The 25299-nt window shown below is 51.5% G+C and carries 21 protein-coding genes and 2 rRNA genes; 15 read left to right on the top strand and 8 right to left on the bottom strand.

Features of this window, described 5'->3' with window-relative positions; translation table 11 throughout:
* Window positions 1-19 precede the first annotated feature (19 nt).
* From HMF8227_RS00290 to mutM, 5 genes are all read left to right on the top strand, one after another.
* Window positions 20-892 (top strand): glycosyltransferase family 2 protein, encoded by an 873-nt coding sequence (locus tag HMF8227_RS00290; protein ID WP_109338269.1) that lies wholly within the window; start codon window positions 20-22, stop codon window positions 890-892.
* 112 nt (window positions 893-1004) lie between these two features.
* Complete coding sequence (rpmB, locus tag HMF8227_RS00285) at window positions 1005-1241, top strand: 50S ribosomal protein L28 (protein WP_109338268.1); 237 nt, start codon at window positions 1005-1007, stop codon at window positions 1239-1241.
* Between the two features lie 11 nt (window positions 1242-1252).
* Window positions 1253-1408, top strand: a complete 156-nt coding sequence (rpmG, locus tag HMF8227_RS00280) for a 50S ribosomal protein L33 (RefSeq protein ID WP_109338267.1) — start codon at window positions 1253-1255, stop codon at window positions 1406-1408.
* An 88-nt stretch (window positions 1409-1496) separates the two neighbouring features.
* Entirely contained in the window at window positions 1497-1949 is a 453-nt protein-coding gene (locus HMF8227_RS00275) for a hypothetical protein (protein WP_109338266.1), read from the top strand.
* Window positions 1950-2759, top strand: coding sequence for a bifunctional DNA-formamidopyrimidine glycosylase/DNA-(apurinic or apyrimidinic site) lyase (gene mutM, locus HMF8227_RS00270; protein WP_109338265.1), 810 nt, complete (start codon window positions 1950-1952; stop codon window positions 2757-2759).
* Here mutM and coaD read toward each other — a convergent pair.
* The 3 genes from coaD to HMF8227_RS00255 all read right to left on the bottom strand — a co-directional run bounded on the left by coaD (window position 2756) and on the right by HMF8227_RS00255 (window position 5785).
* The gene (gene coaD, locus HMF8227_RS00265) at window positions 2756-3238 is read right to left on the bottom strand and encodes a pantetheine-phosphate adenylyltransferase (RefSeq protein WP_109338264.1); all 483 of its coding nucleotides are present in this window, start codon (window positions 3236-3238) and stop codon (window positions 2756-2758) included. The genes mutM and coaD overlap by 4 nt on opposite strands.
* A 61-nt stretch (window positions 3239-3299) precedes the next feature.
* The gene (locus tag HMF8227_RS00260) at window positions 3300-4364 is read right to left on the bottom strand and encodes a glycosyltransferase family 9 protein (RefSeq protein WP_109338263.1); all 1065 of its coding nucleotides are present in this window, start codon (window positions 4362-4364) and stop codon (window positions 3300-3302) included.
* A 2-nt stretch (window positions 4365-4366) separates the two neighbouring features.
* Window positions 4367-5785 carry a capsule assembly Wzi family protein gene (locus HMF8227_RS00255; RefSeq protein WP_162558427.1) on the bottom strand — a complete coding sequence of 473 codons (1419 nt, stop codon included), beginning with the start codon at window positions 5783-5785 and terminating at the stop codon, window positions 4367-4369.
* 199 nt (window positions 5786-5984) lie between these two features.
* Here HMF8227_RS00255 and HMF8227_RS00250 point away from each other — a divergent pair, with 199 nt between their 5' ends.
* A complete protein-coding gene (locus HMF8227_RS00250; RefSeq protein ID WP_109338261.1) occupies window positions 5985-6770 on the top strand; it encodes a glycosyltransferase family 2 protein in 786 nt (261 codons plus the stop codon).
* 4 nt (window positions 6771-6774) lie between these two features.
* On the opposite strand, the gene HMF8227_RS00245 is transcribed toward HMF8227_RS00250, so the two are convergent.
* Entirely contained in the window at window positions 6775-7518 is a 744-nt protein-coding gene (locus HMF8227_RS00245) for a 3-deoxy-D-manno-octulosonic acid kinase (RefSeq protein WP_109338260.1), read from the bottom strand.
* 45 nt (window positions 7519-7563) lie between these two features.
* Here HMF8227_RS00245 and HMF8227_RS00240 point away from each other — a divergent pair, with 45 nt between their 5' ends.
* A complete protein-coding gene (locus HMF8227_RS00240) occupies window positions 7564-8598 on the top strand; it encodes a glycosyltransferase family 9 protein (RefSeq protein ID WP_109338259.1) in 1035 nt (344 codons plus the stop codon).
* Here HMF8227_RS00240 and waaA read toward each other — a convergent pair.
* A complete protein-coding gene (waaA, locus tag HMF8227_RS00235; protein ID WP_239421164.1) occupies window positions 8578-9870 on the bottom strand; it encodes a lipid IV(A) 3-deoxy-D-manno-octulosonic acid transferase in 1293 nt (430 codons plus the stop codon). The genes HMF8227_RS00240 and waaA overlap by 21 nt on opposite strands.
* A 189-nt stretch (window positions 9871-10059) precedes the next feature.
* On the opposite strand from waaA, the gene kbl reads away from it, so the two are divergent.
* From kbl to HMF8227_RS00200, 7 genes are all read left to right on the top strand, one after another.
* On the top strand, window positions 10060-11256 hold the full coding sequence (gene kbl, locus HMF8227_RS00230; RefSeq protein WP_109338258.1) for a glycine C-acetyltransferase: 1197 nt from the start codon (window positions 10060-10062) through the stop codon (window positions 11254-11256).
* A complete protein-coding gene (tdh, locus tag HMF8227_RS00225) occupies window positions 11253-12278 on the top strand; it encodes an L-threonine 3-dehydrogenase (RefSeq protein ID WP_109338257.1) in 1026 nt (341 codons plus the stop codon). Before kbl ends, tdh begins: the two co-directional genes overlap by 4 nt.
* Window positions 12279-12281: 3 nt before the next feature.
* The gene (gene glpE, locus HMF8227_RS00220; RefSeq protein ID WP_109338256.1) at window positions 12282-12602 is read left to right on the top strand and encodes a thiosulfate sulfurtransferase GlpE; all 321 of its coding nucleotides are present in this window, start codon (window positions 12282-12284) and stop codon (window positions 12600-12602) included.
* Window positions 12595-13443 (top strand): rhomboid family intramembrane serine protease GlpG, encoded by an 849-nt coding sequence (glpG, locus tag HMF8227_RS00215; protein WP_162558426.1) that lies wholly within the window; start codon window positions 12595-12597, stop codon window positions 13441-13443. The genes glpE and glpG overlap by 8 nt, the downstream gene beginning before the upstream one ends.
* Before the next feature lie 107 nt (window positions 13444-13550).
* Window positions 13551-14213, top strand: a complete 663-nt coding sequence (locus HMF8227_RS00210) for a recombinase RecA (RefSeq protein ID WP_109338254.1) — start codon at window positions 13551-13553, stop codon at window positions 14211-14213.
* A 1-nt stretch (window position 14214) separates the two neighbouring features.
* Entirely contained in the window at window positions 14215-15606 is a 1392-nt protein-coding gene (locus HMF8227_RS00205; protein WP_109338253.1) for a Y-family DNA polymerase, read from the top strand.
* Entirely contained in the window at window positions 15606-18677 is a 3072-nt protein-coding gene (locus HMF8227_RS00200; RefSeq protein WP_109338252.1) for an error-prone DNA polymerase, read from the top strand. Before HMF8227_RS00205 ends, HMF8227_RS00200 begins: the two co-directional genes overlap by 1 nt.
* 70 nt (window positions 18678-18747) lie before the next feature.
* Here HMF8227_RS00200 and HMF8227_RS00195 read toward each other — a convergent pair whose 3' ends face one another.
* Complete coding sequence (locus tag HMF8227_RS00195) at window positions 18748-20334, bottom strand: AbgT family transporter (RefSeq protein ID WP_239421162.1); 1587 nt, start codon at window positions 20332-20334, stop codon at window positions 18748-18750.
* 177 nt (window positions 20335-20511) lie between these two features.
* Between HMF8227_RS00195 and HMF8227_RS00190 the strand changes: the two genes are divergently transcribed.
* The gene (locus HMF8227_RS00190; RefSeq protein ID WP_109338251.1) at window positions 20512-21408 is read left to right on the top strand and encodes a DUF2785 domain-containing protein; all 897 of its coding nucleotides are present in this window, start codon (window positions 20512-20514) and stop codon (window positions 21406-21408) included.
* A 621-nt stretch (window positions 21409-22029) separates the two neighbouring features.
* Here HMF8227_RS00190 and rrf read toward each other — a convergent pair.
* Together rrf and HMF8227_RS00180 are read right to left on the bottom strand one after the other, a co-directional pair.
* Window positions 22030-22145: ribosomal RNA gene (gene rrf, locus HMF8227_RS00185) — 5S ribosomal RNA — on the bottom strand.
* Between the two features lie 108 nt (window positions 22146-22253).
* A 23S ribosomal RNA gene (locus HMF8227_RS00180) occupies window positions 22254-25135 on the bottom strand.
* Between the last annotated feature and the right edge of the window lie 164 nt (window positions 25136-25299).

Below are 25299 nucleotides of genomic sequence, written 5' to 3'. Positions count from 1 at the left end.
AGTAATAAAGAGATAATTCATGAGCGTATCGGTTATTTTCTCCACCTATAACTCCCCGGACTGGATGGAGAAAGTGCTATGGGGCTTTCACTATCAAACTTATAAGAACTTTGAGGTCGTGATCGCTGACGATGGCTCCGATGACAATACACGGGAGCGTATCGAGGTTCTCAAACAGCACACTAACTTGTCTATACAGCATATCTGGCAACCCGATGACGGCTTCCAGAAAACGCGTATATTGAATAAAGCCTTAGTCGCTTCACAGGGCGAGTACATCATTTTTACCGATGGTGATTGTATTCCCCGAAACGACTTTATCGAGACCCATATAGAGCGGCGTCGCCAGGGTTGCTACCTGTCTGGCGGTTACTTTAAGCTGCCAATGCAAACCAGTCAGGCAATTACGCCTGAAGACATTGCCCAAGGCCACCCGTTCAATGTGGACTGGCTGGTGCAGCATGGCCTTAAGAAAACCCATAAAACCATGAAGCTCACCGCCAAGGGCTGGAAAGCGGAATTACTGAACAAGCTGACTCCGGCGCGCCCAACCTGGAACGGTCATAACGCGTCAGGCTGGCGCGAAGATATTTTCGCAGCCAATGGCTTTGACGAGCGAATGCAGTATGGCGGTGAAGACTGCGAGCTGGGAGAACGCCTTGTGAACGCCGGCATTAAACCCATTGGTATCCGTTACAGCACGACCTGTGTTCACTTGGAACACGCCCGTGGCTATGTGCGGCCAGAAATGATCCGTAAGAACCTTGCTATCCGCGCCCACACCCGAAAAGCGGGCGTGGCCCGGACACCATATGGCATAGAAAGTGAAACATCGGCCCGAACTCAGCAAACCGAAGGTAATAAAATGTCGGATAGGGACAAAGTTTCTTGATCTCGGGGGGGCTTTCCTGTATAAAATGCGCCCTCTTGTCACTAGCGTGAACTGGTTTGGAGTGTGAGACGGCCAGCCAGGATAGATTTTTAGGTTAATTTGGAGACAAACAATGTCCAGAGTATGTCAAGTAACTGGCAAGCGTCCAACGGTCGGTAACAACCGTTCGCACGCAAAAAATGCTACTCGTCGCCGCTTTTTGCCTAACCTGCAAACGCACCGTTTCTGGGTTGAGAGTGAGAACCGCTTCGTTAAACTGCGCCTGTCTGCAAAAGGTATGCGCATCATCGATAAGAAAGGTATTGATTCAGTTTTGACTGACATCCGTGCCCGTGGTGAGAAGGTCTAAGGAATAAAGCCATGCGTGATAAAATCAAGTTGGTTTCAACTGCTGGTACAGGTTTTTTCTATACCACAGACAAAAACAAGCGCAACATGCCCGGCAAGATGGAGATCAAAAAGTTTGATCCCAAAGTACGCAAGCATGTGATGTTTAAGGAAGCCAAAATCAAGTAATACACTTGTTTTTGTCTCCACGAAAAACCCGGTTCTGGCCGGGTTTTTTGCGTTATAGTGTGCCCATGTTTTTACGCCGAGACTGACCATGATTAAGCTTTCCCGACGAGGCTGGAACAATGTTCTGATCTTTGCCTGCCTACTGCTGATTCTGGTATTTAATCAGTCCGCTGACCTTATCAGCTCAGGCGAAACGTCCCATACCCGGTTGCTACCTGCAGATACACCGGTTCTGCGAATTGATTACGGCAGCCACCAATTGCAGCGCATTGGTCAGGGCTGGCGCGCGCAGCCTTCGCTCGGGTTAGAGGAACAGGCACTTGCAGCGATTGTCAATAACTGGCGCAACGCCGAGGGTGAGACTATCCCGGTAAACATGGAGGGGGGCTATGTCGCTGTCGTCTGGTTAGCCGGAGAACCCAACGGCCGCCCCTTTAAGCTGAAGTCCCAAGGCAACGACGTACTGGTAAAGCATCAGGGGCAGGTAATTCGCTTAAAAAACACCCCATTATCCGCGCTACTTCCGGAGGCACTTCACTAAATGCCTGAACTGCCAGAAGTCGAAGTCAGCCGCCGAGGCATCAGCCCTCATATTAAAGGACAGACCATTGCTCGCTGGGTTATCCGTCAGCGTCAGTTGCGCTGGCCCATTCCAGAAGCCGTCGAGCAAAGCCGCGGACTCAGGATCACCGACATCCGTCGAAGGGCGAAATACCTGCTTTTAGATACAGACGCGGGCAGTATTATTTTGCACTTGGGCATGTCGGGTAAGCTCAGAGTGGTTGACGCCACTCTGCCAGCAGAAAAGCATGACCATCTGGATCTCGTGTTCACCAATGGGCAATGCCTGAGGCTGAATGACCCCCGACGTTTTGGTGCATGCCTGTGGCAGTTCAAAGACGAGCAACATGAACTCTTACAGAACCTGGGACCAGAGCCGCTCACCGAAGATTTTGATGCCGGGCATTTGTATTTAAGCTCCAGAAATCGTCGCCAGGCGGTCAAAAACTTTATTATGGACAATCGTATCGTGGTGGGTGTCGGCAACATCTACGCCAGTGAAGCGCTGTTTATGGCAGGCATCCATCCTAAGCGCGCCGCAGGAAGGGTAGGCCAGAAAGCCTACCAGAGATTAACGGCCGCCATAAAACAGGTACTGGCAGGAGCCATAGAGCAAGGCGGCACCACCTTAAAAGACTTTACTCAGGCCGATGGCAACCCCGGCTATTTTGCCCAGAGTCTGAATGTCTATGGACGCAAGGGTGAGCCCTGTTTGTTGTGCGGCAACGCGATCCAAGCTCAGGTAATAGGGCAACGCAATACCTATTACTGTGTTAGCTGCCAGAATTAGCGGCCAAACTTGCCTGTCAGGGCCTGCTGTACCACCGGATGGCAGAAACTACTGACATCGCCGCCATGCAGTGCCACTTCTTTGACCAAGGTACTGGAGATAAAAGAGTTTTCTTCCGAAGGGGTCAGAAACACACTCTCCAGATCAGGGTTCAGACGACGATTCATATTAGCCAACTGAAATTCGTATTCGAAGTCAGATACCGCTCTTAGCCCCCGAATCAGAATATTGGCATTTTTTTGACGGGCAAAGTCCGCCAGTAAGCCGGTAAACCCTTGCACATCGACGTTATCCAAGCCAGCAGTAATCTCTTTGATCAGTTCAACACGCTCTTCCAGTGTGAACAGTGGTTTCTTACTCGGGTTAGAGGCAATGCCCACGGTGACATGGCTAAACATACTAGCCGCACGCTGGATCAAATCCGCATGGCCATTGGTAACAGGGTCAAAGGTTCCAGGGTAGATGGCTCGGGTATGCATAATTATCGTGATTTATTAACGAGGGCTAAGCTTAGCATCTCAACTCGGGTATTTAGAAGCCTCAAACAAAGAAGTGCTTCACGCATGCATCAGTCACTTTCTCTGGTGGTATATCGTTAATATACCTTGAACTGAACAGCACCTTGGATGCATTAGGCGGGCACCAGTGAGCACTTTGCTGACGCATCAGAGTAACCTGGGGTTTATCAAATACTGATGCCAGATGGGCTATTGCTGTTTCAACCGTCAACACGGCATTCACCGCTTGTACCATAGCCGCAAGCTCGAAAACGCCATCGCTAGATGAAGCAACACAGGCTAGTCCTCTTTCCTTGGAAAGGCTTTTCGTGAGGCTCTCTACCTCCTGTTTTTGGTGTGGCGGTGTATTAATGATAAATAAACACTCTGGATGAACCTTAGCCAGCTGTTCAATCACATCAACCATTTTAGTCCAGCTATAATCACGCTTATATGTGGTGGATAAATGATTCACTAAGACACTCTTCTGAGTCCCAAAGGGCTTATGCCAGTTTGCTATCGCTCTGTTCACGCGACGGACTGCCGTTCCATTCAAAGTCAACGGGGCGACTTCAATAGCTGGTTTTATGCCCGTTAGCGCCTGAAATCTCTGGCCGTAAATTCGATGAATTGAGCTACCATCAAAATCATCGGGTACGCAATCGTCCAGTCGGGAGAACCGCCAATAACCAATAGGAGATAAAACCCCCGAAGGCTTAAGACCACTGCAATACGATTTATCCGCAATAAACCGCGCATATTTTGCGTAATAGGAACTTCGGGCTGTAGCAATAAAAAAGACTGCATCGTAACCGTTGGAGCGTGCCATCTGCAATAATTGCTGCCGATGCGCCTCATCTTTCGCCAGAGGGTAGACACGATCAATAAAGCTTTCGCTTTCTAACCAACCTTTTAAGAGAGAGGCTCGTCCGGCACTCCAGGCTTTAGGGCGCGGACGAAAATCATCCAGCCAGATATCTAATTGCAGTTGAGGATATTTTTGCCTGACTTGCTGCAAGAATGTTCGCTGGTATATATAGTCACCTATTGCCAGGTGACTCATGTAGAGTACTTTGGTGGCTTTTGGGAAAATTTGGTAAGCAAGCATGGTCACCACCGATAATAGATATTCAATCGGCTCTGCGTGTCACCAAGCGTCGTCTTGCTATAAAGCAAACCGGCCCCAAAAAAGCCATATGAGGTCGCATGACTGTATTGGAGCTCAACCTGGTAGCCTCTCTGATAATCAAAGGCATCCCGCTGCTCGTTGCGAATCAAGGCGATTCGAGCATGCAGTACCCCCAGGCCCGGCCACTGGTAATTAATTCCTAGCGTGTCGACCGACGCTGGCGGAGCTGTGTTTTCTACTTTTTGCTCTGCACCCCAGTGCCCCATCAGCCGGCCCGCATTAGTGTAACCATCCGGATAGAGGTGATGCACATACCACGCCGTTGACCAGTGGTTGTGCTCATATCTCAATGAGAGATTTTCAGCAACCATGGGCAAATAAAGCCCTACAGAAAATGTTTGGTTGCCCAACTTATAGTTAGACTCATCTAACGTGTCCTCGCCACCAAACTCACCGTAAACCTGAAACGGCATGCCCCAGTTAAGATTCAATTGAGTGGTAATGGATGCCTGTTGGTTACCAAACTCATAATTCGGATCATTTTCCTTTTCATCCCTACCTAAGTTGTCTTTGCCCGCCGGATTGAATAACGCCTCAAATACATCACCAAGGTCGACGTCACGCTCTCCACCGCCGAACTGTAACGTTCGATTAAGCCCTAAAGTCCAGAATTCAAACGGGGTAAAACTCAGGTGCAGGCCTCCATGACGAGGGCTCCCCGGGAACAGCTTATCTCCCAACCTGATACCCTCTACAGACTCCAACTTAGAATAAAAAAGCTCGTATCGAATATTCCAGTCTGTTATCGGTGTTGCATTACTGACTGTAATGGATGGAGACGGTTCAGCGTGAGTACTTACCAACATTGATGAGTACTTAAAGGGCGAAAACCAGTGTTCTCGATACCCGAACTCAAACTGAGCGTACTCATAACCAAACCCGAGATAACTATTGGTATGTCTAAATCCAGCAGCCTCACTGTAATTGATGCCGGCAGAGGCTAGAAAATAAGGAGAAGGTTGGTAGAAAGCTCCGCTCGAAAGGGCATAACTGTCGCTTATCATCGCGCCCCGGTTGTTAGCCAAAGGCTGCTCTCCATCGTCACTCAGCGCCAATTCGAGATCTATATGCGTACGGCCATAGGTGCGGGTATATCGCGACATATAGCGACTCAACTGCCCATAAAGACTGGGGTGACTGGTTTCAATCTGCTCCAGGCGGCGATATACCTCGACCGCTTTATATGGCTTCGTTAAAGGCGCACCGGGTGTAATTGCCAACAACTGGTCAATTAAAGCCTCAGCCTCGTAAGCCGTGTTTAGAGGAAGGTAAGGTGACAAACCTTTGGCTAACGTGGAGCAACTGAAAATAACGAGCAAAAAATAAATACTGGGTTTCAATGTCCTTTCCATGTTCAATGACTGTTGAGCACAGGTTCTGGCAAGTGGTAGCCTGCTAAATAGCGTGACGATATACTATCAAACTGTGGTCTTTAGCACATTGGAATAAGCCCACATTGTTTTTTGACACGTCTAGGCTCGGTAAAAAGCCGGTTAACATCTATCGACCACAACTATTAAATGGCTACCAGGACAGCACATGAGCACCACGCCGATCAGCGCCTTTATTATTACCAAAAATGAACAAGCCCATTTAGCAGAAGTGCTGGATTCACTGAGCAAGTTTGACGAAGTCGTAGTGGTAGATTCAGGCAGCACAGACCAAACAAGGTCTATAGCCCGGGAGAAGGGGGCCAGAGTCATTGAGCGTGACTGGCCTGGTTTCGCCAAACAAAAGCAATACGCGATGACGTGCTGCCAACATGACTGGGTCCTCAACGTGGATGGCGACGAAGTCCTGCCAGAGGGGACTTACGAACAATTGCAAAAGCTCATTGGCGCACAGGCTCAATCCAATACGGTAATAAGACTGTATTTTGAAGACTTGTTCTGGGGCGAGCCAATGGCGTCGATGTCTGCCAAACGCTCCATAGTCCGCTGTTTTCATAAGTCGGCTGTCTCGTACCCTGACGATCGACGGGTGCATGAAAACGTTGTACCAAAGAATGTGGTTAATGAGAAACCCATGCCCAACTTGGTAAAGCACTATGGCTATGACAGCACGCACGGCCTTATGGATAAGCAGAACCAGTATTCCCTGCTAAAGGCGAAGGACAAATACGATAAAGGCAAGCGGGGGTCGATACTCAAGCTGGCGGTCATATTTCCGCTCACCTTTATCAAAGCCTATGTGTTTAAGAAGATGTTCGCCTCCGGCGCCCGCGGTTTTGTGCATGCAACCATAGAAGCCATGTATGCCTTTCTCAAAGAAGCCAAGCTGCTTGAAATGAACTATCGTCAGCGCACGAAAGATAGGAGTATCTGAGCATCTAGTCCAAGCCTTCCTGTAACAGCTCCCAGTCCGTGGAGCCCCAGTTAAAACCGTGTTCTCCTGTGCTGGCTTTTTGCAAAGAACGCTTAAGCCTGTTGATGGGCTCCTGCTTCCACTGCTCCCCCGACCTGATATAGCAACGGTCGAAGTCGATAATCCAGACCTGACCATCCTGATCCATCATAATATTGCGGATATTCAGATCGTGGTGATACACCTGATGGCGATGCAGTGTGGCAATGGCTGCGCCGACGCGCTGCCACTCTTCACCGGTTAACGGCCGCTGAGAGAGTATCTGATGTAAATCCTGGCACTTGGGAATCAATTCTGTAATAAGATCCGCACAGTAAGTAAGCCCTCGCTTTTCGACATGCGCTGCCACCGGCTTGGGTACATTCAAACCTTGTTTACGAAGCTGATACAACAAATAAAACTCGCGCCAGGGCCGGCTGCGCTCAAGGCCGGTAAAGAGGTATTGGTCGGTCAGTAGCTTACCCACCATACCACCACGGTGAAAATGACGCAGAGCCCAACGAGTGTGCTCTTTAGCCTGCACAAACACCGTGGTGCCCCGCCCGCTGGCCTGCCCCTTCAGTTTGCCTCGTTCACGCCAGAAATCAGGCGTGAACAGCTGCGCCGACATACTATCGATTTGCTCCCTGTCGAACAAAAAATAATGGGGCTTAGCTGTCTGGGTGCAAATTCGGGTCATGGTGACGATGTTCTGTGGTAAATTGCCCATTGTAATTAAAACCGCCGCAAATGCAGTAAGGAAGCCCGGATAACGATGAAAAAGCTGTGCTTACTCCGCCTGTCAGCCATTGGGGATGTCTGTCATGCCGTGACCCTGGTTAATCGCATTCGTAGCTATTGGCCAGACACCGAGCTAACCTGGATTATCGGAAAGATTGAATACCAGCTGGTTCAGCACCTCTCCGGTGTGCGCTTTATCATTTTCGACAAGAGCCGTGGCAAGGCCGCTTACGAGGAACTCAAAGCAACCCTTAAAGGCGAGCGTTTTGACGCTCTGTTAATGATGCAGGTGGCCTTACGCGCTAACTTAATCTCACGCGCCGTTAGGGCTGACAAACGCATTGGCTTTGACTGGCAGCGCAGCAAAGAGCTGCATTGGCTGTTTACCAATAATCGCATTGACCCACAAACCCACGCCCATGTATTGGATGGCTTTATGGCCTTTGGGGATGCCTTGGGTCTGCCCCGTCCGCAAGCGCCCGACTGGCAAATCCCCATCCCGGAAGAAGCCACTCGTTGGGCCAAGTCTGAAAGAAACCAGCTCGGTAAATTCGCCATTATCAGCCCGGCCGCCAGTAAAGCCGAACGTAACTGGCTGCCCGAACGGTATGCCCAAGTAGCCGATGCCCTGAATCAAAGAGGCATTAAGACCGTTCTGTGCGGCGGTCCTGCCGATATGGACCGGGCGCTCGCCGCGAAAATTCAACGCCATACAGACCATATTAGCGCCGATTACGTAGGCCAAACCTCTCTGGCGCAGTTGATGGCTTTGATCGGCGAAGCGGATTTAGTGATCGCCCCTGACACAGGCCCTGCTCATATGGCCACCAGCATTAACACCCCAGTTATCGGCCTCTATGCCCACAGTAATCCCAGACGTACAGGCCCTTACCGGGATCAGCACAGAGTCGTGTCGGTATATGATGAAGTGATTAAAGAGCAACGAGGTAAACCCTGGACAGAGCTGCCTTGGGGAGCGCGAGCCAAGGGTGAAAATTTAATGACGCGGATTTCAGTAAAAGCCGTGGAAGCCAGGATTGACGACTGGCTAGCCGAACAGGACGGCTAGAGTCTTTTCAATCGCGCCACTATTACGCTCAATGGCCCGCAAACCGGCCCTACCGGATTGCTGTCGCAAGTTTGGGTTGAGCAGGCAGTCTCGGATCTGCCGTTGAAGCTCAGCGGCGTCTTCTACGCTGCAGAGAGCCCCCACATCTTCCAGCGCCTGACAAATCATCGGATTATTGTATTGGTTCGGCCCCATGATAATAGGCAGGCCACAAGCGGCGGGCTCGAGGGCGTTATGCCCGCCCCTATCAGCAAGACTCCCTCCCACAAAAGCCAGGTCGGCCAGCAGGTAGAGCTGGTTCAGTTTACCCATCTGATCGGCCAGCAATACTTCGGTCTCTGAGGTGCAAGGGGTGTTCTGACTCAGTCGAATGAGGTTCACCCCCTGCTTCTCACAAAGGTCGGCCACGCTATCAAATCGCTGAGGATGCCGCGGCACCAACACCAGTAACAGCTGAGGCCAGTTTTTTCTCAGCGCCCGATAGGTTCTCAGCAACGTCATCTCCTCAGGATCATGGGTACTGCCGCCGATAATCACCAGCCGGTTCTCAATAGCCCACCGCCGACGCAGATCGGCGCGTTGCTCCTTAGCCTGGTGAGGAATGGCAATATCAAATTTCATATTGCCGGTATCCACTAGCTGGTCCTCGCTCGCTCCCAGGTTGCGGTATTGGATAGCGTCTCGCTCGCCTTGTGCACAGATACGGCTTAAGCCTTGAAGCATGGGCTGAAACAGCGCCCCGAAGGATTGGTATCGTGCCGCCGAGCGCTCGGTCATTCGGGCATTCACCAAGTAGACCGGTATCTGACGCAGGCCGCACTGGCGCATCATATTGGGCCAGAGCTCCACTTCCATAATGACCACCCGCTTAGGGGCCAGTCGGCGCAACAAGCGGTTCATGGCCCAGCCCGTATCATAGGGCAGATAGCAATGACGTACCCTATCACCCAGCAGGCTATTAACCTGTTCAGCGCCGGTATCCGTGGTGGTGGTGATCACGATGGGTAGCTCAGGTTGGCGTTTTAAGATGGCTTTAATCAGTCCCGCCGCGGCTGTTACCTCCCCGACGGAAACACAATGTATTAGCCAGCCTCCGGTGGGCAGCTTATCGGGCAGCACGCCAAACCGTTGAGCCCACTTGGGATCTTTTCGAACGCCTTTTAGCAACTGGCGAATAAAAAGCACCGGCAACAAACTCCACACCAACGCCGAATAGCCCAGCAGGGCCAAGTGCTGCTTTACACTTAACTTGTATAGAGAAGTTGACACCATAGGCACCCCGTATCGGTTTCGGCGGCATCATAGCAAAGCCCGAGAATAAAATCTCAGGCCCGCCCCTGCCACAAAAGCTGTACGCCGATTCATGCGGCCTGCTCTACAAGCACGCCGATACGCGTTAAAATAACCGTTAAACGACAGAATACTAAGAGCAGGCCCCGCCTGTTCTAGCGGAGAAACATTATGAACAAGGGCTTTTTTACCCATCTCCAACATGAGCTGGACGACATCCGTGAACAAGGGCTGTACAAGGCCGAGCGCGTGATCACCTCACAGCAACAGGCTGATATTGAAGTCAAAAATGGCGAGCATGTACTGAATTTCTGCGCCAATAACTACCTGGGACTGGCCAATCACCCCGAACTAATCCAAGCCGCCAAAGAAGGGCTAGACACCCATGGCTTCGGTATGGCTTCGGTGCGTTTTATCTGTGGTACCCAGGACAATCATAAACTCTTAGAGCGCAAGCTAAGTGACTTTTTGGGCATGGAAGATACCATCCTGTATTCCTCCTGCTTCGACGCCAACGCGGGGCTCTTTGAAACCCTGTTGGGTCCGGAAGACGCCATCATCTCCGATGCACTGAATCACGCCAGCATTATTGATGGCGTACGCTTGTGTAAAGCTAAGCGCTATCGCTACGCCAACAACGACATGGCGGCTCTGGAAGAACAACTGCAGCAAGCTCAAAAAGACGGGGCCCGATTTAAGCTCATTGCCACCGACGGGGTCTTCTCCATGGACGGTGTCATCGCCAATCTAAACGGCGTCTGTGACCTGGCTGAGAAATACGATGCCCTGGTCATGGTAGACGACTCTCACGCCGTGGGTTTTGTGGGCGAAGAAGGCCGCGGTAGTCACGAGCACTGCGATGTGATGGGCCGGGTGGATATTATCACCGGTACCTTAGGTAAAGCGTTGGGCGGCGCATCCGGCGGCTTTACCTCGGCACGCAAGGAAGTCATCGACATCCTTCGTCAGCGCTCACGGCCTTATCTGTTCTCCAACTCACTGGCGCCGGCCATTGTCTCCGCCTCCATTAAAGTCCTGGATATGCTGGAGCAGCACGACGACCTGCGTCAGAAGCTTAACGACAACAGCCAATATTTCCGTCAGCGAATGACTGAAGCGGGCTTCGAGTTAGCCGGCGCAAACCATGCCATCATCCCGGTCATGCTGGGCGATGCTAAGCTGGCCAGCCAGATGGCCGACAAAATGCTGGAGCGTGGCATCTATGTGATCGGCTTCTCCTTCCCTGTTGTGCCTAAGGGCCAGGCCCGTATCCGCACCCAAATGTCGGCGGCACACAGCAAAGAGCAGCTGGATAAGGCCATTGACGCCTTTATCGAAGTTGGCAAAGAGTTGGGGGTGATTTCATGAAGGCACTTTCGAAACAGCATAGCGAAAAAGGCATCTGGCTTACCGAAGAGCCGAAGCCGGAGATGGGCCACAACGATCTGCTCATCAAGATCCGTAAGACCGCCATCTGTGGTACTGATATGCACATCTACAATTGGGATGAGTGGTCACAAAAGACCATCCCGGTACCCATGGTGGTGGGCCACGAGTATGTCGGCGAGGTCGTCGACATGGGTCAGGAAGTAAGGGGCTTTGAGATAGGAGATCGGGTATCCGGTGAAGGCCATATCACCTGTGGTCACTGCCGCAACTGCCGTGCTGGCAGACGCCATCTCTGTCGCAACACCTATGGCGTGGGCGTTAATCGCTCCGGAGCCTTTGCCGAGTATTTGGTCATCCCGGCGTTCAACGCGTTTAAGATTCCCGACAACATCAGCGATGAACTGGCCTCCATTTTCGATCCCTTTGGCAACGCAGTACATACCGCCTTGTCCTTTGATCTTGTCGGTGAAGATGTATTGATTACCGGCGCCGGGCCCATTGGCATTATGGCCGCTGCCGTGGCTCGCCATGTGGGGGCTCGCCATGTGGTGATTACGGATATTAATGACTACCGACTGGACCTGGCCCGACAGATGGGCGCAACCCGGGCGGTGAATGTAAGCACCGAGTCTCTGGACGATGTCATGGAGGAGCTGGGCATGAGCGAAGGCTTCGACGTCGGGCTCGAAATGTCCGGTGTGCCTATGGCATTTCGCGACATGCTGGACAAAATGAATCATGGCGGCAAGGTCGCTATGCTCGGCATTCCCTCAGAAGACACCGCCATTGACTGGAATCAGGTGATCTTTAAAGGTCTTGTGATTAAGGGTATCTATGGTCGGGAAATGTTCGAAACCTGGTATAAGATGGCCAGCCTGATTCAGGGCGGTCTGGACCTGTCGCCGGTGATTACACACCAGTTTAAGGTGGATGACTTCCAGCAAGGTTTCGATGTCATGAACTCCGGCCAGTCCGGTAAAGTTATTTTGAACTGGGACTAGCCCATGACCTTTAAACACATCTCGGCGGCGGATGCCCAGCCGAAGCTCACAGCGGGCGAAGCGGTATTGGTGGATATTCGCGATCCCCAGTCATTCTCTCAAGGGCATATCGAAGGGGCGGTGCATCTTACCAACGACACCGTCGCCCGCTTTTTAGCCGGGCAGCCCCCTGAGCAACCGGTCATCGTATGCTGCTATCATGGCATTAGCAGCCAACAAGCAGCGGAGTATCTCAGCCAACAAGGGCTTAAAGAGGTTTACAGCCTCGATGGGGGCTTTGAGGGCTGGCGTCTGGCGTTTCCTTTTGTGTCGGCCGATGACTAACATCCTTGCTGGCTTTAAGACCGAGTCTCACGCCCGGGTACTGATGGATTATCTTCGCAGTCAGAATATTGGCTGCCATGTCGAGTGTGATGATGAAAGTGAGTACTCACACCAGATTATTTTAGCCGACGCCACCGATGGTAACCGCGCGCGGCATATTCTCGATGATTTCCTGCATAACCCCCATCAGGCCAAATTCCAACAGGCTGCATGGCGGCTGGGTACGGGTATCGATACGGGCAGCCAGGCCTGGCTCGGCATCAACCTCAAGGCTGCTTTCTGGCGTGCGCCCCTAACATGGCTGATACTGGCCAGCGTGCTGCTGGTGTTTCTGCAGGCTCATTTGGTGGGTATGACGGTGCTATTGCAGCACCTTCACTTTCAGCCAATCTCTGCGGTGCTTGAAAACGGTGAACTATGGCGCCTGGGCTCACCCATATTGCTGCATTTCTCACCGACCCACCTGATCTTTAACCTGTTCTGGTGGGGCCTGCTGGGTCAACGAGTCGAACGGATATTGGGCCGCCCCGTGCTACTCCTGGTGCTGGTACTGACTGCTTTCATATCCAATTATGTGCAATACCTGCTTTCCGGTGCCAACTTTGGTGGTCTCTCCGGCGTGGTATACGGCCTGATGGGATTTGTCTGGTGGTGCGGCTGGCTTAGGCCCCAGCTGGGCCTGTCACTCGACAAGCCCCTTGTGGGCTTTATGCTAATCTGGCTGGTACTGGGCTACACCGACCTGCTGTGGGTCAATGTGGCCAATGGCGCTCATACCGCAGGGCTGATTTCAGGCTGCCTTCTCGCATTCATCTTTTGCCGACGCTCACTAAAGACCTGAGTAGGGCCTGCTCTCTACAGTCAGTTAACAGCCGCATTAATCTGGTTTTCAGAGTCAAAAACCTGTACTAGAATAACTGTACGTTTATACAGTTATTCTAGTGCAATATGAACTCGCTCGTCTCTCAGCTAAAACAACGTGGACTGGTATGGCAAGCTTCGGCGGCACCTGATCTGCCTCAAGGTGCCGCCTTACCGTTCCCCGACTTGGACAAGCAGCTCCCCCAGCCGGTGATGCATCATCGGCTGATTGAAATACAGTCACTTGTAGGCATTGGCGAGCTGAGGTTATTGCTACCCAGTCTTGCCGGGCATTTGAAGAAAACACAGCGACAATTGGCATTTATTGCGCCGCCTTATCAGCTATCCAGCGATGCTTTGCATTACAGCAACTTTGATCTGTCTAAGATCTGGGTGATTCCTACGGAACAACAACAAAATGCCCTGTGGGCTGCAGAGCAATGCCTACGAAACGGCTGCTGCCTGAGCGTCATAGCCTGGCTCCCCCACCTCAGTCATGCACAGACCAAGCGCTTAGTACTGGCCGCACAGGAGGGTCAGTCTCATATCTTCGTATTGCGTCCCCTCCAGAGTGACTCCCTTGGTCATGGACTCTGTCTGCAGGTGGCACCCCATTCCAGGGGCTTAACCATTGAGGTAAAACGGTCTCAGGGTGGATGGCCACCGCCTCCTTTTGACGTTGACCTAAACGACTCATGGCCCATGCTGACCTTACCCGCAACGATTAACACCTTAAAGCGAGCAAGCTGATATGCTGTGGCTGTATTTGCACTTCCCTAGCTTGCAACTCGATAACAGCGACGACCAATTCTCAGAGCTAGCCGTCGCGATCATCTGCCCCAGACAATACCAGTTATTGCAGGTTAATAAAGTCGCCGAGCAAGCAGGCCTGTACCCGGGCATGGGCCTGGCTACCGCTGCCGCCCTCTGCCACTCTCTCAAGGCCATCCCTTACTGTAGGCGGAAATCAAGACAGGCCTTAAGTCACCTGGCTAACCGGCTTTACCAAGTGACGTCTGATATCAGCCTTTATCCTCCTGATGGGCTGCTATTCAGAGTTAGTCCAATGCTGAGAATCTATGGCGGCCTAGAGGCCTATTGGCAAAAGGTGAAAGGCACACTACCGGCTTGGCTGAACTATCATTACGCCTGTGCCGAAACCCCTCTGGCTGCGCGTCTTCTGGCTCACGCTCAGACCCAGCTCATCACCAACTGTTCAGACAGGATTCAACAAGCACTGAATCAAATTTCTGTCGACAGGCTGGATTGTGACCACAAAACCCAATCACAACTGATCAAAGTGGGCGTACGGACAGTCGGAGCGCTCTTAACCATTCCACCGGATCAACTCACCCGACGCTTTGATAAGGCCTTCATGCACTATCTCTTTCAACTCAGTGGCCGGTTGCCTCACCCGGTTAATTGGTATCAGCCTCCAGGCTATTTTCAGGTTGAACTAGAGCTACTGTATGAATGTGACAATAGTAAAAGGTTGGCTCGCCCCATCAAGAAGCTGCTTGAACAACTGACCGAATACTGGATAAGCAGAGATAAAACCAGTCAACATATCCGCTATGTACTGCTAATGCGTGACGCGCCCGCGTACTGTCTGGATGTCCACGCCGCAGAAGCAAGCCGCTGTGCCGAGTTTTGGCTCAAGCTCACAGAGCTGAAACTAGAAACAGTGAACCTCCCCGCGCCGGTTTATGCCATTCACCTTATTTGTCATCAACTCCAGCCCTATCACGCCGACAACGGTTCACTGGTTGCTCCCCAACAAAGCGGCAATGTCGCCATACTGCTATCCAGACTCTTAAGTAAACTGGGACACGAGGGCGTGCTTACGCCAATATTAAAAGACGATTACCGTCCAGAGGTGCGTAATGCCTATCAGCCGGCCTCAAAATCCCCTCAGCAACTCAGCTTAGCCCGACAACTCAGGCCCAGCTTATTACTCTCCCCTCCCATTCCCTTGATGAAGAAACTTCGCATCGTACAAGGTCCTGAGCGACTCGTCACAGGATGGTGGGACCATAGCCCAATCCACCGAGATTACTTCATCGCCACCAGTGACGAAGGGCGCTGGCTTTGGATCTACCGCACGCCGGACAAACAGTGGTACATCCACGGATTTTTTAGCTAATGAGCTACGCAGAGCTGGTGTGCCAGAGTAACTTTTCTTTTCTCACCGGAGCCTCGCACCCGGAAGAGTTGATCGGGCAGGCGGATAAGCTGGGGTATAGCGCTCTGGCCATCACCGATGAGTGCTCGGTAGCCGGGGTCGTCAGAGCCTATCGGGCCCTGCAGGAGCATCAGTACCGAGTGAAACTCATCGTTGGCAGCCTGTTTCGGTGTGAACAGCAGAACATGGTTTTACTCTGCCCCAATAAGTCGGCTTACAGCGAACTATGCCAGCTGATAACCCAGACCAGACGACGAGCAGACAAAGGCCATTACCAACTCGAGCGTAAGGACTTAAGTGCAATGAAGCATCTGCTGGCTATCTGGTTACCCGATACCGAATGCGACAAACTCCATACCTGGGCTGCATTCTTAAAAAAGCACTTTGCCGAGCGCTGCTGGCTGGGTGCCAAACGTCACCTGAATGCGCAAGAAGAGCAACAAGTCCAACAACTTCAGCACCTATCCCGACAGTGGCAACTGCCCATTGTGTGTCATAGCCATGCGTTAATGCATCAGCCAGAACGACTCCCCGCTCAGCACACTCTGACTGCCATTCGACACGGCTGCCGAATTGATCAGCTCGGGGAAGCTGCCTTGTCCAATGCTGAAGCCTGCCTGCGACCACAGGCCAAACTACGCCGACTCTATCCAGAGTGCTGGATCCAGACAACCCAAGACATTGCCGACCAATGTGATTTTTGTCTCAGTGAGCTGTCTTACCAATACCCTTCTGAATTTATTCCCTCAGGCTCTACCGCCAGCCATTACCTTAAACACCTGGTCGAAGAAGGGGCGCAAAAACGCTACCCCGAAGGGGTTCCGGATGACATTCAGGCTTTAATTGATAAAGAACTGACACTGATTAAACAACAACAGTACGAGTGTTTCTTTTTAACCATTTACGACCTGGTTCAGTTTGCTAAGAAAAATAATATTCTTTACCAGGGCCGAGGCTCGGCGGCCAATTCGGTCGTTTGCTACTGCCTGGAGATTACCGCGGTCAGCCCGGACAAAATCGGCATGTTGTTCGAACGATTTATCTCAAAAGAGCGTAACGAGCCGCCGGATATCGATGTGGACTTTGAACACCAGCGCCGTGAAGAAGTCATTCAGTACATTTATCAAAAATACGGCCGCGAGCGCACCGCTTTGGCGGCCACGGTGATCAGTTACCGACGTAAGAGTGCTATTCGTGATGTGGGCAAAGCCTTGGGCATTCATGAAGCCAAGTTGGACTTTTTTATTAACAATATTAACCACAGAGACAAGGAGATTCCCTGGACTGAACAGCTTTCTCAGCTCGGGTTGGACCCTAAGTCTCCAAAAAGTAATGATTTTGTCAGCTTAGTGAACACGCTTATCGGCTTTCCCCGCCACCTGTCGCAACATGTTGGTGGCTTTGTCATTTCGGCCAGCCCTTTGCACGAGTTGGTGCCAGTGGAAAACGCCGCCATGGCCGAACGCACCGTGATTCAGTGGGATAAGGATGATCTCGAAACCTTAAAATTACTCAAAGTTGATGTCCTGGCGCTGGGCATGTTGACGGCCATCCGACGCTGCTTCGATTTGATTAAGCTTCATTATGGCCATCACTGGTCTATCGCCGATATCAGTAACCTGGGTGATGACCCCGGTGTTTATAAAATGATTCAACGGGCCGACACCATCGGTGTATTCCAGATTGAGTCACGTGCTCAAATGAGCATGCTGCCCCGACTAAAGCCCAAGAGCTATTATGACCTCGTGATCGAAATTGCCATTGTCCGACCAGGCCCTATTCAGGGGGACATGGTTCACCCCTACCTGCTGCGCCGATTTGGTCGTGAACCGGTGGATTATCCATCTGAACCAGTCAGGGGCGTGTTGGAACGCACCCTGGGCATTCCGATTTTTCAGGAGCAAGTGATCCAGCTAGCCATGGTAGCGGCTGGGTTTTCCGGTGGTGAGGCCGATCAGCTCAGACGCGCTATGGCCAGCTGGAAAAAAAACGGTAAATTAAACGCCTTCCGCGATAAGTTGCTCTCTGGCATGACCGAACGAGGTTATTCCGAAGCCTACGCCGAACGGATTTTTCAACAGATTTGTGGCTTCGGTGAATACGGTTTTCCTGAATCCCATTCCGCTTCGTTTGCCATCCTGGCTTATGTTTCGGCCTGGCTGAAGTACTATTACCCTGAGGTCTTTTTCACCGCCTTACTCAATAGCTGGCCGATGGGCTTTTACCCCCCATCACAACTGGTTCAGAATGCCCGATGCCATCGAGTGGCATTTTTGCCCGTATGTATAAATCGATCACAGTGGGAACATCAATTGGAAGCCTCCCCATCAGGCTGGTCGGTACGGCTAGGGTTCCGGCAAATAAAAGGGGTGCCCAGAGCCCTTTGCGAGACACTCTGTCATAAGCGGCCTCCACAGGGCTTTCGGCACATACATGAACTCAAAGAGCTCTTACCCATGAATGTGCTACAGGCACTTGCCAGTGCCGATGCGTTAAGATCAATGAGCGAAAATCGCTATGCCTGCCGCTGGCAGTTAATGGATGACACCCAAACCCTGCCACTGTTTAAGAATGAAGAGTCTTCTACCTCAGGGTGGGGCTTCCAGCCTAACCTGATGGAGAGTATGCAAGAGGACTATGCGAGCCAGTCCCTGAGCCTTGATCACCACCCTGTGGCCTTACTGCATCAGGCTGGGAAGCTACCAGAGTGTACTTTTTCCGAGCAGTTACCTCAGTTGCCCCATAAAGCCCTCGTTACCGTTATAGGCCTGGTCACTTGTCGTCAGCGCCCTGGAACGGCCGCCGGCGTCACGTTTATCACTCTGGAGGACCATACCGGACTTACTAATGTTGTTTTATGGAAAGGAACGGCTCAACAACAGCGTCACGCCTATATCTCTGCCAACCTGCTCAGGGTCGAGGGTATACTGGAGCGCGGGGATGGTGGTGTTACCCATGTCATTGCCGGGCGGCTGGAGAAACTGGATCATCTATTAGATGATTTTACCTGCCACTCTCGCGACTTCCATTAGACTTTTATACCAACCTCATTCAGTAAAGGGTGATTGGCCAGCCGTTGCCGGCCAATCACCGTCTTCGCCCTTACTGATAGTACGTAGCGGCTCCTGGTCCAACGGGTAAACCGAGTAAAAATACCCAAACGTAGAATAAGATCGTCCAACCCGCCAGGAACACCAAAGAATAGGGCAACATCGTGGCCACCAGGGTGCCTATGCCTAAGTTCTTCTGATAGCGGCTGGCGACTGCCAGGATTAAACCAAAGTAACTCATCATAGGTGTGACAAGGTTGGTAACTGAGTCTCCGATTCGATAAGCCGCCTGTATCACTTCAGGGGCGAAGCCTACCAACATCAGCATGGGCACAAATATCGGTGCGGTCACCGCCCACTGTGCCGAAGAACTGCCTAGGGAAAAGTTCACCAATGCACACATGAGAATAAACAAGACGAAGACTTCAGGCCCATTTAATCCAAAAGCCTGCAGCGCAGCAGCGCCTTTAACCGCTAATACTGTGCCAAGGTTAGTCCACTTAAAAAACGCCACAAACTGTGCAGCAAAGAACACCAAAACAATGTAAAGACCCAAACTGCTCATGCTCTTGGCCATGGCATCGATAATATCGCGATCAGTCTTCATAGTGCCGACCGTCTTCCCATAAGCAAACCCGGGCACAGCAAAAGTGATAAAGATGATCGCCACAATACCTTTTAAAAAGGGAGAACCTGCCACCTCTCCGGTTTCCGGATGCCGCAATACGCCCCACTCAGGTACAATCGTCAGCGCAAGTACAGCGGCGAGCGCCAAAAACGCTAGCCCGGCATTTCTAAGTCCTCGTTTCTCGCCTGCTGACAACGGCTCCATGGATTGCTCACCTAAGTCCACCGACGCGGACTCAGGGTCATATTGACCTAACCTCGGCTCAACCACTTTTTCTGTGACCCAGGCCCCCAAAGCCGCGATCATAAACGTACTCACGCCCATAAAGAACCAGTTAACTTCAGGACCCACGATGTAATCCGGATCCACCATGTGCGAAGCCGCTTCGGTAATACCCGCCAATAACGGGTCAATCGTACCCAGCAGCAAGTTCGCACTGTAGCCGCCAGATACGCCTGCAAATGCTGCGGCGAGTCCCGCTAGCGGATGTCGCCCCAAAGAATGAAAGATCATCGCTGCCAGCGGTATCAACACCACATAACCGAGTTCAGAGGCGGTATTAGACAGAATGCCAGCAAATACCACCACGACAGTTACCATACGCTGGGACGCATTCATAACCATCCCACGCATTGCCGCAGACAATAACCCCGAATGTTCCGCCACAGAAACACCCAGCAATGCCACCAGAACCGTACCTAAAGGGGCAAAGCCGGTAAAGTTGGTTACTAACCCGGTAACAATCCTTTGGAGACCTTCGGCATTCATTAGGGACACAACTTCAATTACCCCATCCGGATCTCTTCCTGCTGCATCGGCCGGTCTTGGGTCTACGACACCAATATCGAAATATCCCAGAATGCCGCTCATCACTACTACAGCAACGGCAAAACTGGCAAACAAGGTAATTGGGTGAGGCAGCAGATTACCTAACCACTCAACCGTGGCGAGGAAGCGATTAAACCAACCACTTTGGTGTGGATGACGTTCAGCACTGTCGATGAATGACACAATATACTCCAATCTCCTCAAAACCGGCGCGATTCTATCCTAATCTGACATCTAACGCATCGATCTACCCTTTTTGCAGATTGCTTATCTGTACACCCAGCCGACGGAAATCTGTAGTAGGAATTGAGCCGTCATTGAGGCAAGCTGAGTCTGGAGCTCGCTATTAAGGTATTCTCAATGAAAGCCATTTTTTTACTGACCACCCTTTTATGCTCATGGCCTGTATTCGCATCATCAGTGTCCGAAAAACAGTGCCTAAAGGATTGGGGCGGGAAAGCTCAACTGCAGGAATTACAGACTGCCAACTTCCGGTTAGAGGATGCAACACCAGAACAGCTTCTCGGCATGCGTCACTGCCTGGCATCCAAGAGTCCCGTCATTCGAGACCAAATCGCCTACCAGGCTTTTTATACCTGGCTGCGAGAAGGCGTACTCCCTCAAGAGATCAAGAGAACACTTGCTACTCTGCTCATTAGCGACATTCAGCATCGTCGTTCTGACCCGCGCAATGTTTACTTACCTTTTGCGGTCTTGGTTTTATCAGAGGTAGTGCGCGCAGACGGAGTCAGCCCCTTTTTGTCTTCCCAAGAAAGACGTGACTATGCAACAAAGTTCAGCGAGTACGTAAAAAGCATCAGCGATTATCGGGGTTACGACGACACTATGGGGTGGCGTCACCAGGTAGCTCATAGCGCCGACGTCGTCTTACAGATGATTGTCAGCCCTCACTTCGGCACTGAGACTAAACTCCATATGCTTGACGCCCTGGCAACGCAAATATCGCCTGAGGGTCATTTTTATCACTTTGGCGAACCCAAGCGAATTGCCAGAGCAGTAGCCTATGCAATGATGATGCTCCCTGCCGACAGCGTAGACTGGGAAGTATGGCTTATATCCATTAGCCAGCCCTTCCCCTATAAAGACTGGGAAACAACCTATACCAGCGAAGCGGGGCTGTCTAAACGCCACAACACCGTCGCATTTTTACAATCACTTCTTGTGTATACCCACCAAGCAGAAGAGCTTACACAGTACCAGACCCTGGTTATGGATCGATTAATCACCATGAGGTAATCGCACCGACCAAAGACAAGAAGATAATCTCGCTTGTGAGCAGTCCATGGACATTGCGATATTGGGACTTCAGCATTAGACCAAAGCATTGTTTAAGAGATGTGACCTTCGTCAGCATGACGAGTGTTCTACTGCAGAGGTATTCACCTCTCACATGGGGGCGGAGCAAGACCGTTATGCCGGTGGCATAACGCAGCTTGTGGAGCGACGAGCATGGAGGCCTACATGGATGTAGGTCATTAGAACAACGCAGGAGCAGTTGTCGTGATGCGAGGCGGCTTCATGGACGAATGACAGATGACTGCTGGCCGTTGGAATACGATACCCTTGCCAGTGCGATGGGTTGGGTCTTCCATAAGGCAGCACGTCAGTGCTGCTTAAAGCACAAAACCCCGAGCCTTTCGACTCGGGGTTTTGCTTTAATTAGAAGCCTGGCGGTGTGCTACTTTACTCCGCGCAATCCTGCGCTACGCCCTTCGGGCCGTCGTCGCGTAGCTCCGACGTTCAAATTCGTTCCCGACGAATTTGTCACATTCCATGTTCGAGTGCACACCCGAATACTATTGATGCAAATAAAAAAGCCCCTCTCTTTCGAGAAGGGCTTTTCTATTTGAATTAGAAGCCTGGCGGTGTGCTACTCTCACATGGGGAGACCCCACACTACCATCGCCGCTAATACGTTTCACTTCTGAGTTCGGAATGGAATCAGGTGGTTCCGTATTGCTATTGCCGCCAGGCATAAACTGTGAACAATTTGAGCAAGCTGTCTTTAAATCGGTAATCTGTCTGTCTTGGTATTGCTCTGATGCGCGTTACTTACTGTTTTAACGTCACTTGGGCGTTGTATGGTTAAGCCTCACGGGCAATTAGTACGGGTTAGCTCAACGCCTTACAACGCTTACACATCCCGCCTATCAACGTCCTGGTCTTGAACGACCCTTTAGAGAGCTTAAGCTCTAGGGATGACTCATCTCGAGGCTCGCTTCCCGCTTAGATGCTTTCAGCGGTTATCGATTCCGAACGTAGCTACCGGGCAGTGCCATTGGCATGACAACCCGAACACCAGCGGTTCGTCCACTCCGGTCCTCTCGTACTAGGAGCAGCCCCTCTCAATCATCCAGCGCCCACGGCAGATAGGGACCGAACTGTCTCACGACGTTCTAAACCCAGCTCGCGTACCACTTTAAATGGCGAACAGCCATACCCTTGGGACCGACTTCAGCCCCAGGATGTGATGAGCCGACATCGAGGTGCCAAACACCGCCGTCGATATGAACTCTTGGGCGGTATCAGCCTGTTATCCCCGGAGTACCTTTTATCCGTTGAGCGATGGCCCTTCCATACAGAACCACCGGATCACTATGACCTACTTTCGTACCTGCTCGACGTGTCTGTCTCGCAGTTAAGCTGGCTTATGCCATTACACTAACCTCCTGATGTCCGACCAGGATTAGCCAACCTTCGTGCTCCTCCGTTACTCTTTGGGAGGAGACCGCCCCAGTCAAACTACCCACCAGACACTGTCCGCAATCCCGATAAGGGACCAACGTTAGAACATCAAACATACAAGGGTGGTATTTCAAGGTTGGCTCCACATCATCTGGCGACAATGCTTCAAAGCCTCCCACCTATCCTACACATGTAGGTTCAATGTTCAGTGCCAAGCTGTAGTAAAGGTTCACGGGGTCTTTCCGTCTAGCCGCGGGTACACCGCATCTTCACGGCGATTTCAATTTCACTGAGTCTCGGGTGGAGACAGCGTGGCCATGGTTACACCATTCGTGCAGGTCGGAACTTACCCGACAAGGAATTTCGCTACCTTAGGACCGTTATAGTTACGGCCGCCGTTTACCGGGGCTTCGATCAAGAGCTTCGCATACGCTAACCCCATCAATTAACCTTCCGGCACCGGGCAGGTGTCATACCGTATACGTCCGCTTACGCGTTAGCACAGTACTGTGTTTTTAATAAACAGTCCCAGCCACCTGGTCACTGCGACCGCCATCTGCTTAGGGAGCAAGTCCCATCACAAACAGCGGCGTACCTTCTCCCGAAGTTACGGTACTATTTTGCCGAGTTCCTTCACCCGAGTTCTCTCAAGCGCCTTAGTATTCTCTACCTGACCACCTGTGTCGGTTTGGGGTACGGTTCGTATTATCATATGCTTAGAGGCTTTTCCTGGAAGCGGGGCATCTGTGACTTCAACTCCTTGGAGTCTCGTCTCGTGTCTCGGCCTTAGAATCCCGGATTTGCCTAAGATTCCAGCCTACGCACTTTCACATGGACAACCAACGCCATGCTCACATAGCCTTCTCCGTCCCCCCTTCGCTGATAATACAAGTACGGGAATATTAACCCGTTTCCCATCGACTACGCATTTCTGCCTCGCCTTAGGGGCCGACTTACCCTGCCCTGATTAGCATGGGACAGGAAACCTTGGTCTTCCGGCGTGGGGGTTTTTCACCCCCATTATCGTTACTCATGTCAGCATTCGCACTTGTGATATGTCCAGCACACCTCTCGATGCACCTTCAGCCACTTACACAACGCTCCCCTACCCAGCATGTAAACATGCTGCCGCAGCTTCGGTGACTAGTTTTAGCCCCGTTACATCTTCCGCGCAGGCCGACTCGACTAGTGAGCTATTACGCTTTCTTTAAAGGGTGGCTGCTTCTAAGCCAACCTCCTAGCTGTCTGTGCCTTCCCACATCGTTTCCCACTTAACTAGTACTTGGGGACCTTAGCTGGCGGTCTGGGTTGTTTCCCTCTCCACGACGGACGTTAGCACCCGCCGTGTGTCTCCCGGATAGTACTCTACGGTATTCGGAGTTTGCATGGGGTTGGTAAGTCGGGATGACCCCCTAGCCCAAACAGTGCTCTACCCCCGTAGGTATTCATCCGAGGCGCTACCTAAATAGCTTTCGGGGAGAACCAGCTATCTCCCGGTTTGATTGGCCTTTCACCCCCAGCCACAAGTCATCCCCATCTTTTTCAACAGATGTGGGTTCGGTCCTCCAGTTGATGTTACTCAACCTTCAACCTGCTCATGGCTAGATCACCGGGTTTCGGGTCTATACCTGGCAACTAGACGCGCAGTTAACACTCGCTTTCGCTACGGCTCCCCTAAACGGTTAACCTTGCTACCAAATATAAGTCGCTGACCCATTATACAAAAGGTACGCAGTCACCTAACAAGTAGGCTCCCACTGATTGTACGTATACGGTTTCAGGTTCTATTTCACTCCCCTCACTGGGGTTCTTTTCGCCTTTCCCTCACGGTACTGGTTCACTATCGGTCAGTTAGGAGTATTTAGCCTTGGAGGATGGTCCCCCCATATTCAGTCAAGATAACACGTGTCCCGACCTACTCGATTTCACTATCAGATTGTTTTAGTGTACGGGGCTGTCACCCTGTATCGCGGCACTTTCCAGAGCCTTCCACTAACGCACTGATAACTTAAGGGCTAATCCCCGTTCGCTCGCCGCTACTAAGGGAATCTCGGTTGATTTCTTTTCCTCGGGGTACTTAGATGTTTCAGTTCTCCCGGTTCGCCTCTCATGCCTATAGATTCAACATGAGATACCTCTAAAGAGGTGGGTTTCCCCATTCGGACATCTGTGGCTAATAATGCATTTTGTCAGCTCACCACAGCTTTTCGCAGACTTACACGTCCTTCATCGCCTCTAACTGCCTAGGCATCCACCGTATACGCTTTGTCACTTAACCATACAACCCCAAATAACGTCAGAATCGTACAGTCAGTAACGCGCTAATCATCAGATAAAGCAATACCAGACGACGTCTAGATTACTTCGCTTGATTGATTTAAATATCAGCTTGCCAAATTGTTAAAGAACATTAAGTGTCGAAACACTTATCAATAATGACTG

The sequence above is a fragment of the Saliniradius amylolyticus genome (genome assembly GCF_003143555.1).
GTDB classification, from domain to species: domain Bacteria; phylum Pseudomonadota; class Gammaproteobacteria; order Enterobacterales; family Alteromonadaceae; genus Saliniradius; species Saliniradius amylolyticus.
Note: the sequence above shows the minus strand (reverse complement) of the source record. Positions and strands in the feature narration are given on the sequence as shown.

What these genes read in the sequence shown, in the direction of transcription:
- HMF8227_RS00290 (WP_109338269.1), top strand. Translation starts at nt 20, where the DNA reads ATGAGCGTATCGGTTATTTTCTCCACCTATAACTCCCCGGACTGGATG.
- rpmB (WP_109338268.1), top strand. Translation starts at nt 1,005, where the DNA reads ATGTCCAGAGTATGTCAAGTAACTGGCAAGCGTCCAACGGTCGGTAAC.
- rpmG (WP_109338267.1), top strand. Translation starts at nt 1,253, where the DNA reads ATGCGTGATAAAATCAAGTTGGTTTCAACTGCTGGTACAGGTTTTTTC.
- HMF8227_RS00275 (WP_109338266.1), top strand. Translation starts at nt 1,497, where the DNA reads ATGATTAAGCTTTCCCGACGAGGCTGGAACAATGTTCTGATCTTTGCC.
- mutM (WP_109338265.1), top strand. Translation starts at nt 1,950, where the DNA reads ATGCCTGAACTGCCAGAAGTCGAAGTCAGCCGCCGAGGCATCAGCCCT.
- coaD (WP_109338264.1), bottom strand. Translation starts at nt 3,238, where the DNA reads ATGCATACCCGAGCCATCTACCCTGGAACCTTTGACCCTGTTACCAAT.
- HMF8227_RS00260 (WP_109338263.1), bottom strand. Translation starts at nt 4,364, where the DNA reads ATGCTTGCTTACCAAATTTTCCCAAAAGCCACCAAAGTACTCTACATG.
- HMF8227_RS00250 (WP_109338261.1), top strand. Translation starts at nt 5,985, where the DNA reads ATGAGCACCACGCCGATCAGCGCCTTTATTATTACCAAAAATGAACAA.
- HMF8227_RS00245 (WP_109338260.1), bottom strand. Translation starts at nt 7,518, where the DNA reads ATGGGCAATTTACCACAGAACATCGTCACCATGACCCGAATTTGCACC.
- HMF8227_RS00240 (WP_109338259.1), top strand. Translation starts at nt 7,564, where the DNA reads ATGAAAAAGCTGTGCTTACTCCGCCTGTCAGCCATTGGGGATGTCTGT.
- waaA (WP_239421164.1), bottom strand. Translation starts at nt 9,870, where the DNA reads ATGGTGTCAACTTCTCTATACAAGTTAAGTGTAAAGCAGCACTTGGCC.
- kbl (WP_109338258.1), top strand. Translation starts at nt 10,060, where the DNA reads ATGAACAAGGGCTTTTTTACCCATCTCCAACATGAGCTGGACGACATC.
- tdh (WP_109338257.1), top strand. Translation starts at nt 11,253, where the DNA reads ATGAAGGCACTTTCGAAACAGCATAGCGAAAAAGGCATCTGGCTTACC.
- glpE (WP_109338256.1), top strand. Translation starts at nt 12,282, where the DNA reads ATGACCTTTAAACACATCTCGGCGGCGGATGCCCAGCCGAAGCTCACA.
- glpG (WP_162558426.1), top strand. Translation starts at nt 12,595, where the DNA reads ATGACTAACATCCTTGCTGGCTTTAAGACCGAGTCTCACGCCCGGGTA.
- HMF8227_RS00210 (WP_109338254.1), top strand. Translation starts at nt 13,551, where the DNA reads ATGAACTCGCTCGTCTCTCAGCTAAAACAACGTGGACTGGTATGGCAA.
- HMF8227_RS00205 (WP_109338253.1), top strand. Translation starts at nt 14,215, where the DNA reads ATGCTGTGGCTGTATTTGCACTTCCCTAGCTTGCAACTCGATAACAGC.
- HMF8227_RS00200 (WP_109338252.1), top strand. Translation starts at nt 15,606, where the DNA reads ATGAGCTACGCAGAGCTGGTGTGCCAGAGTAACTTTTCTTTTCTCACC.
- HMF8227_RS00190 (WP_109338251.1), top strand. Translation starts at nt 20,512, where the DNA reads ATGAAAGCCATTTTTTTACTGACCACCCTTTTATGCTCATGGCCTGTA.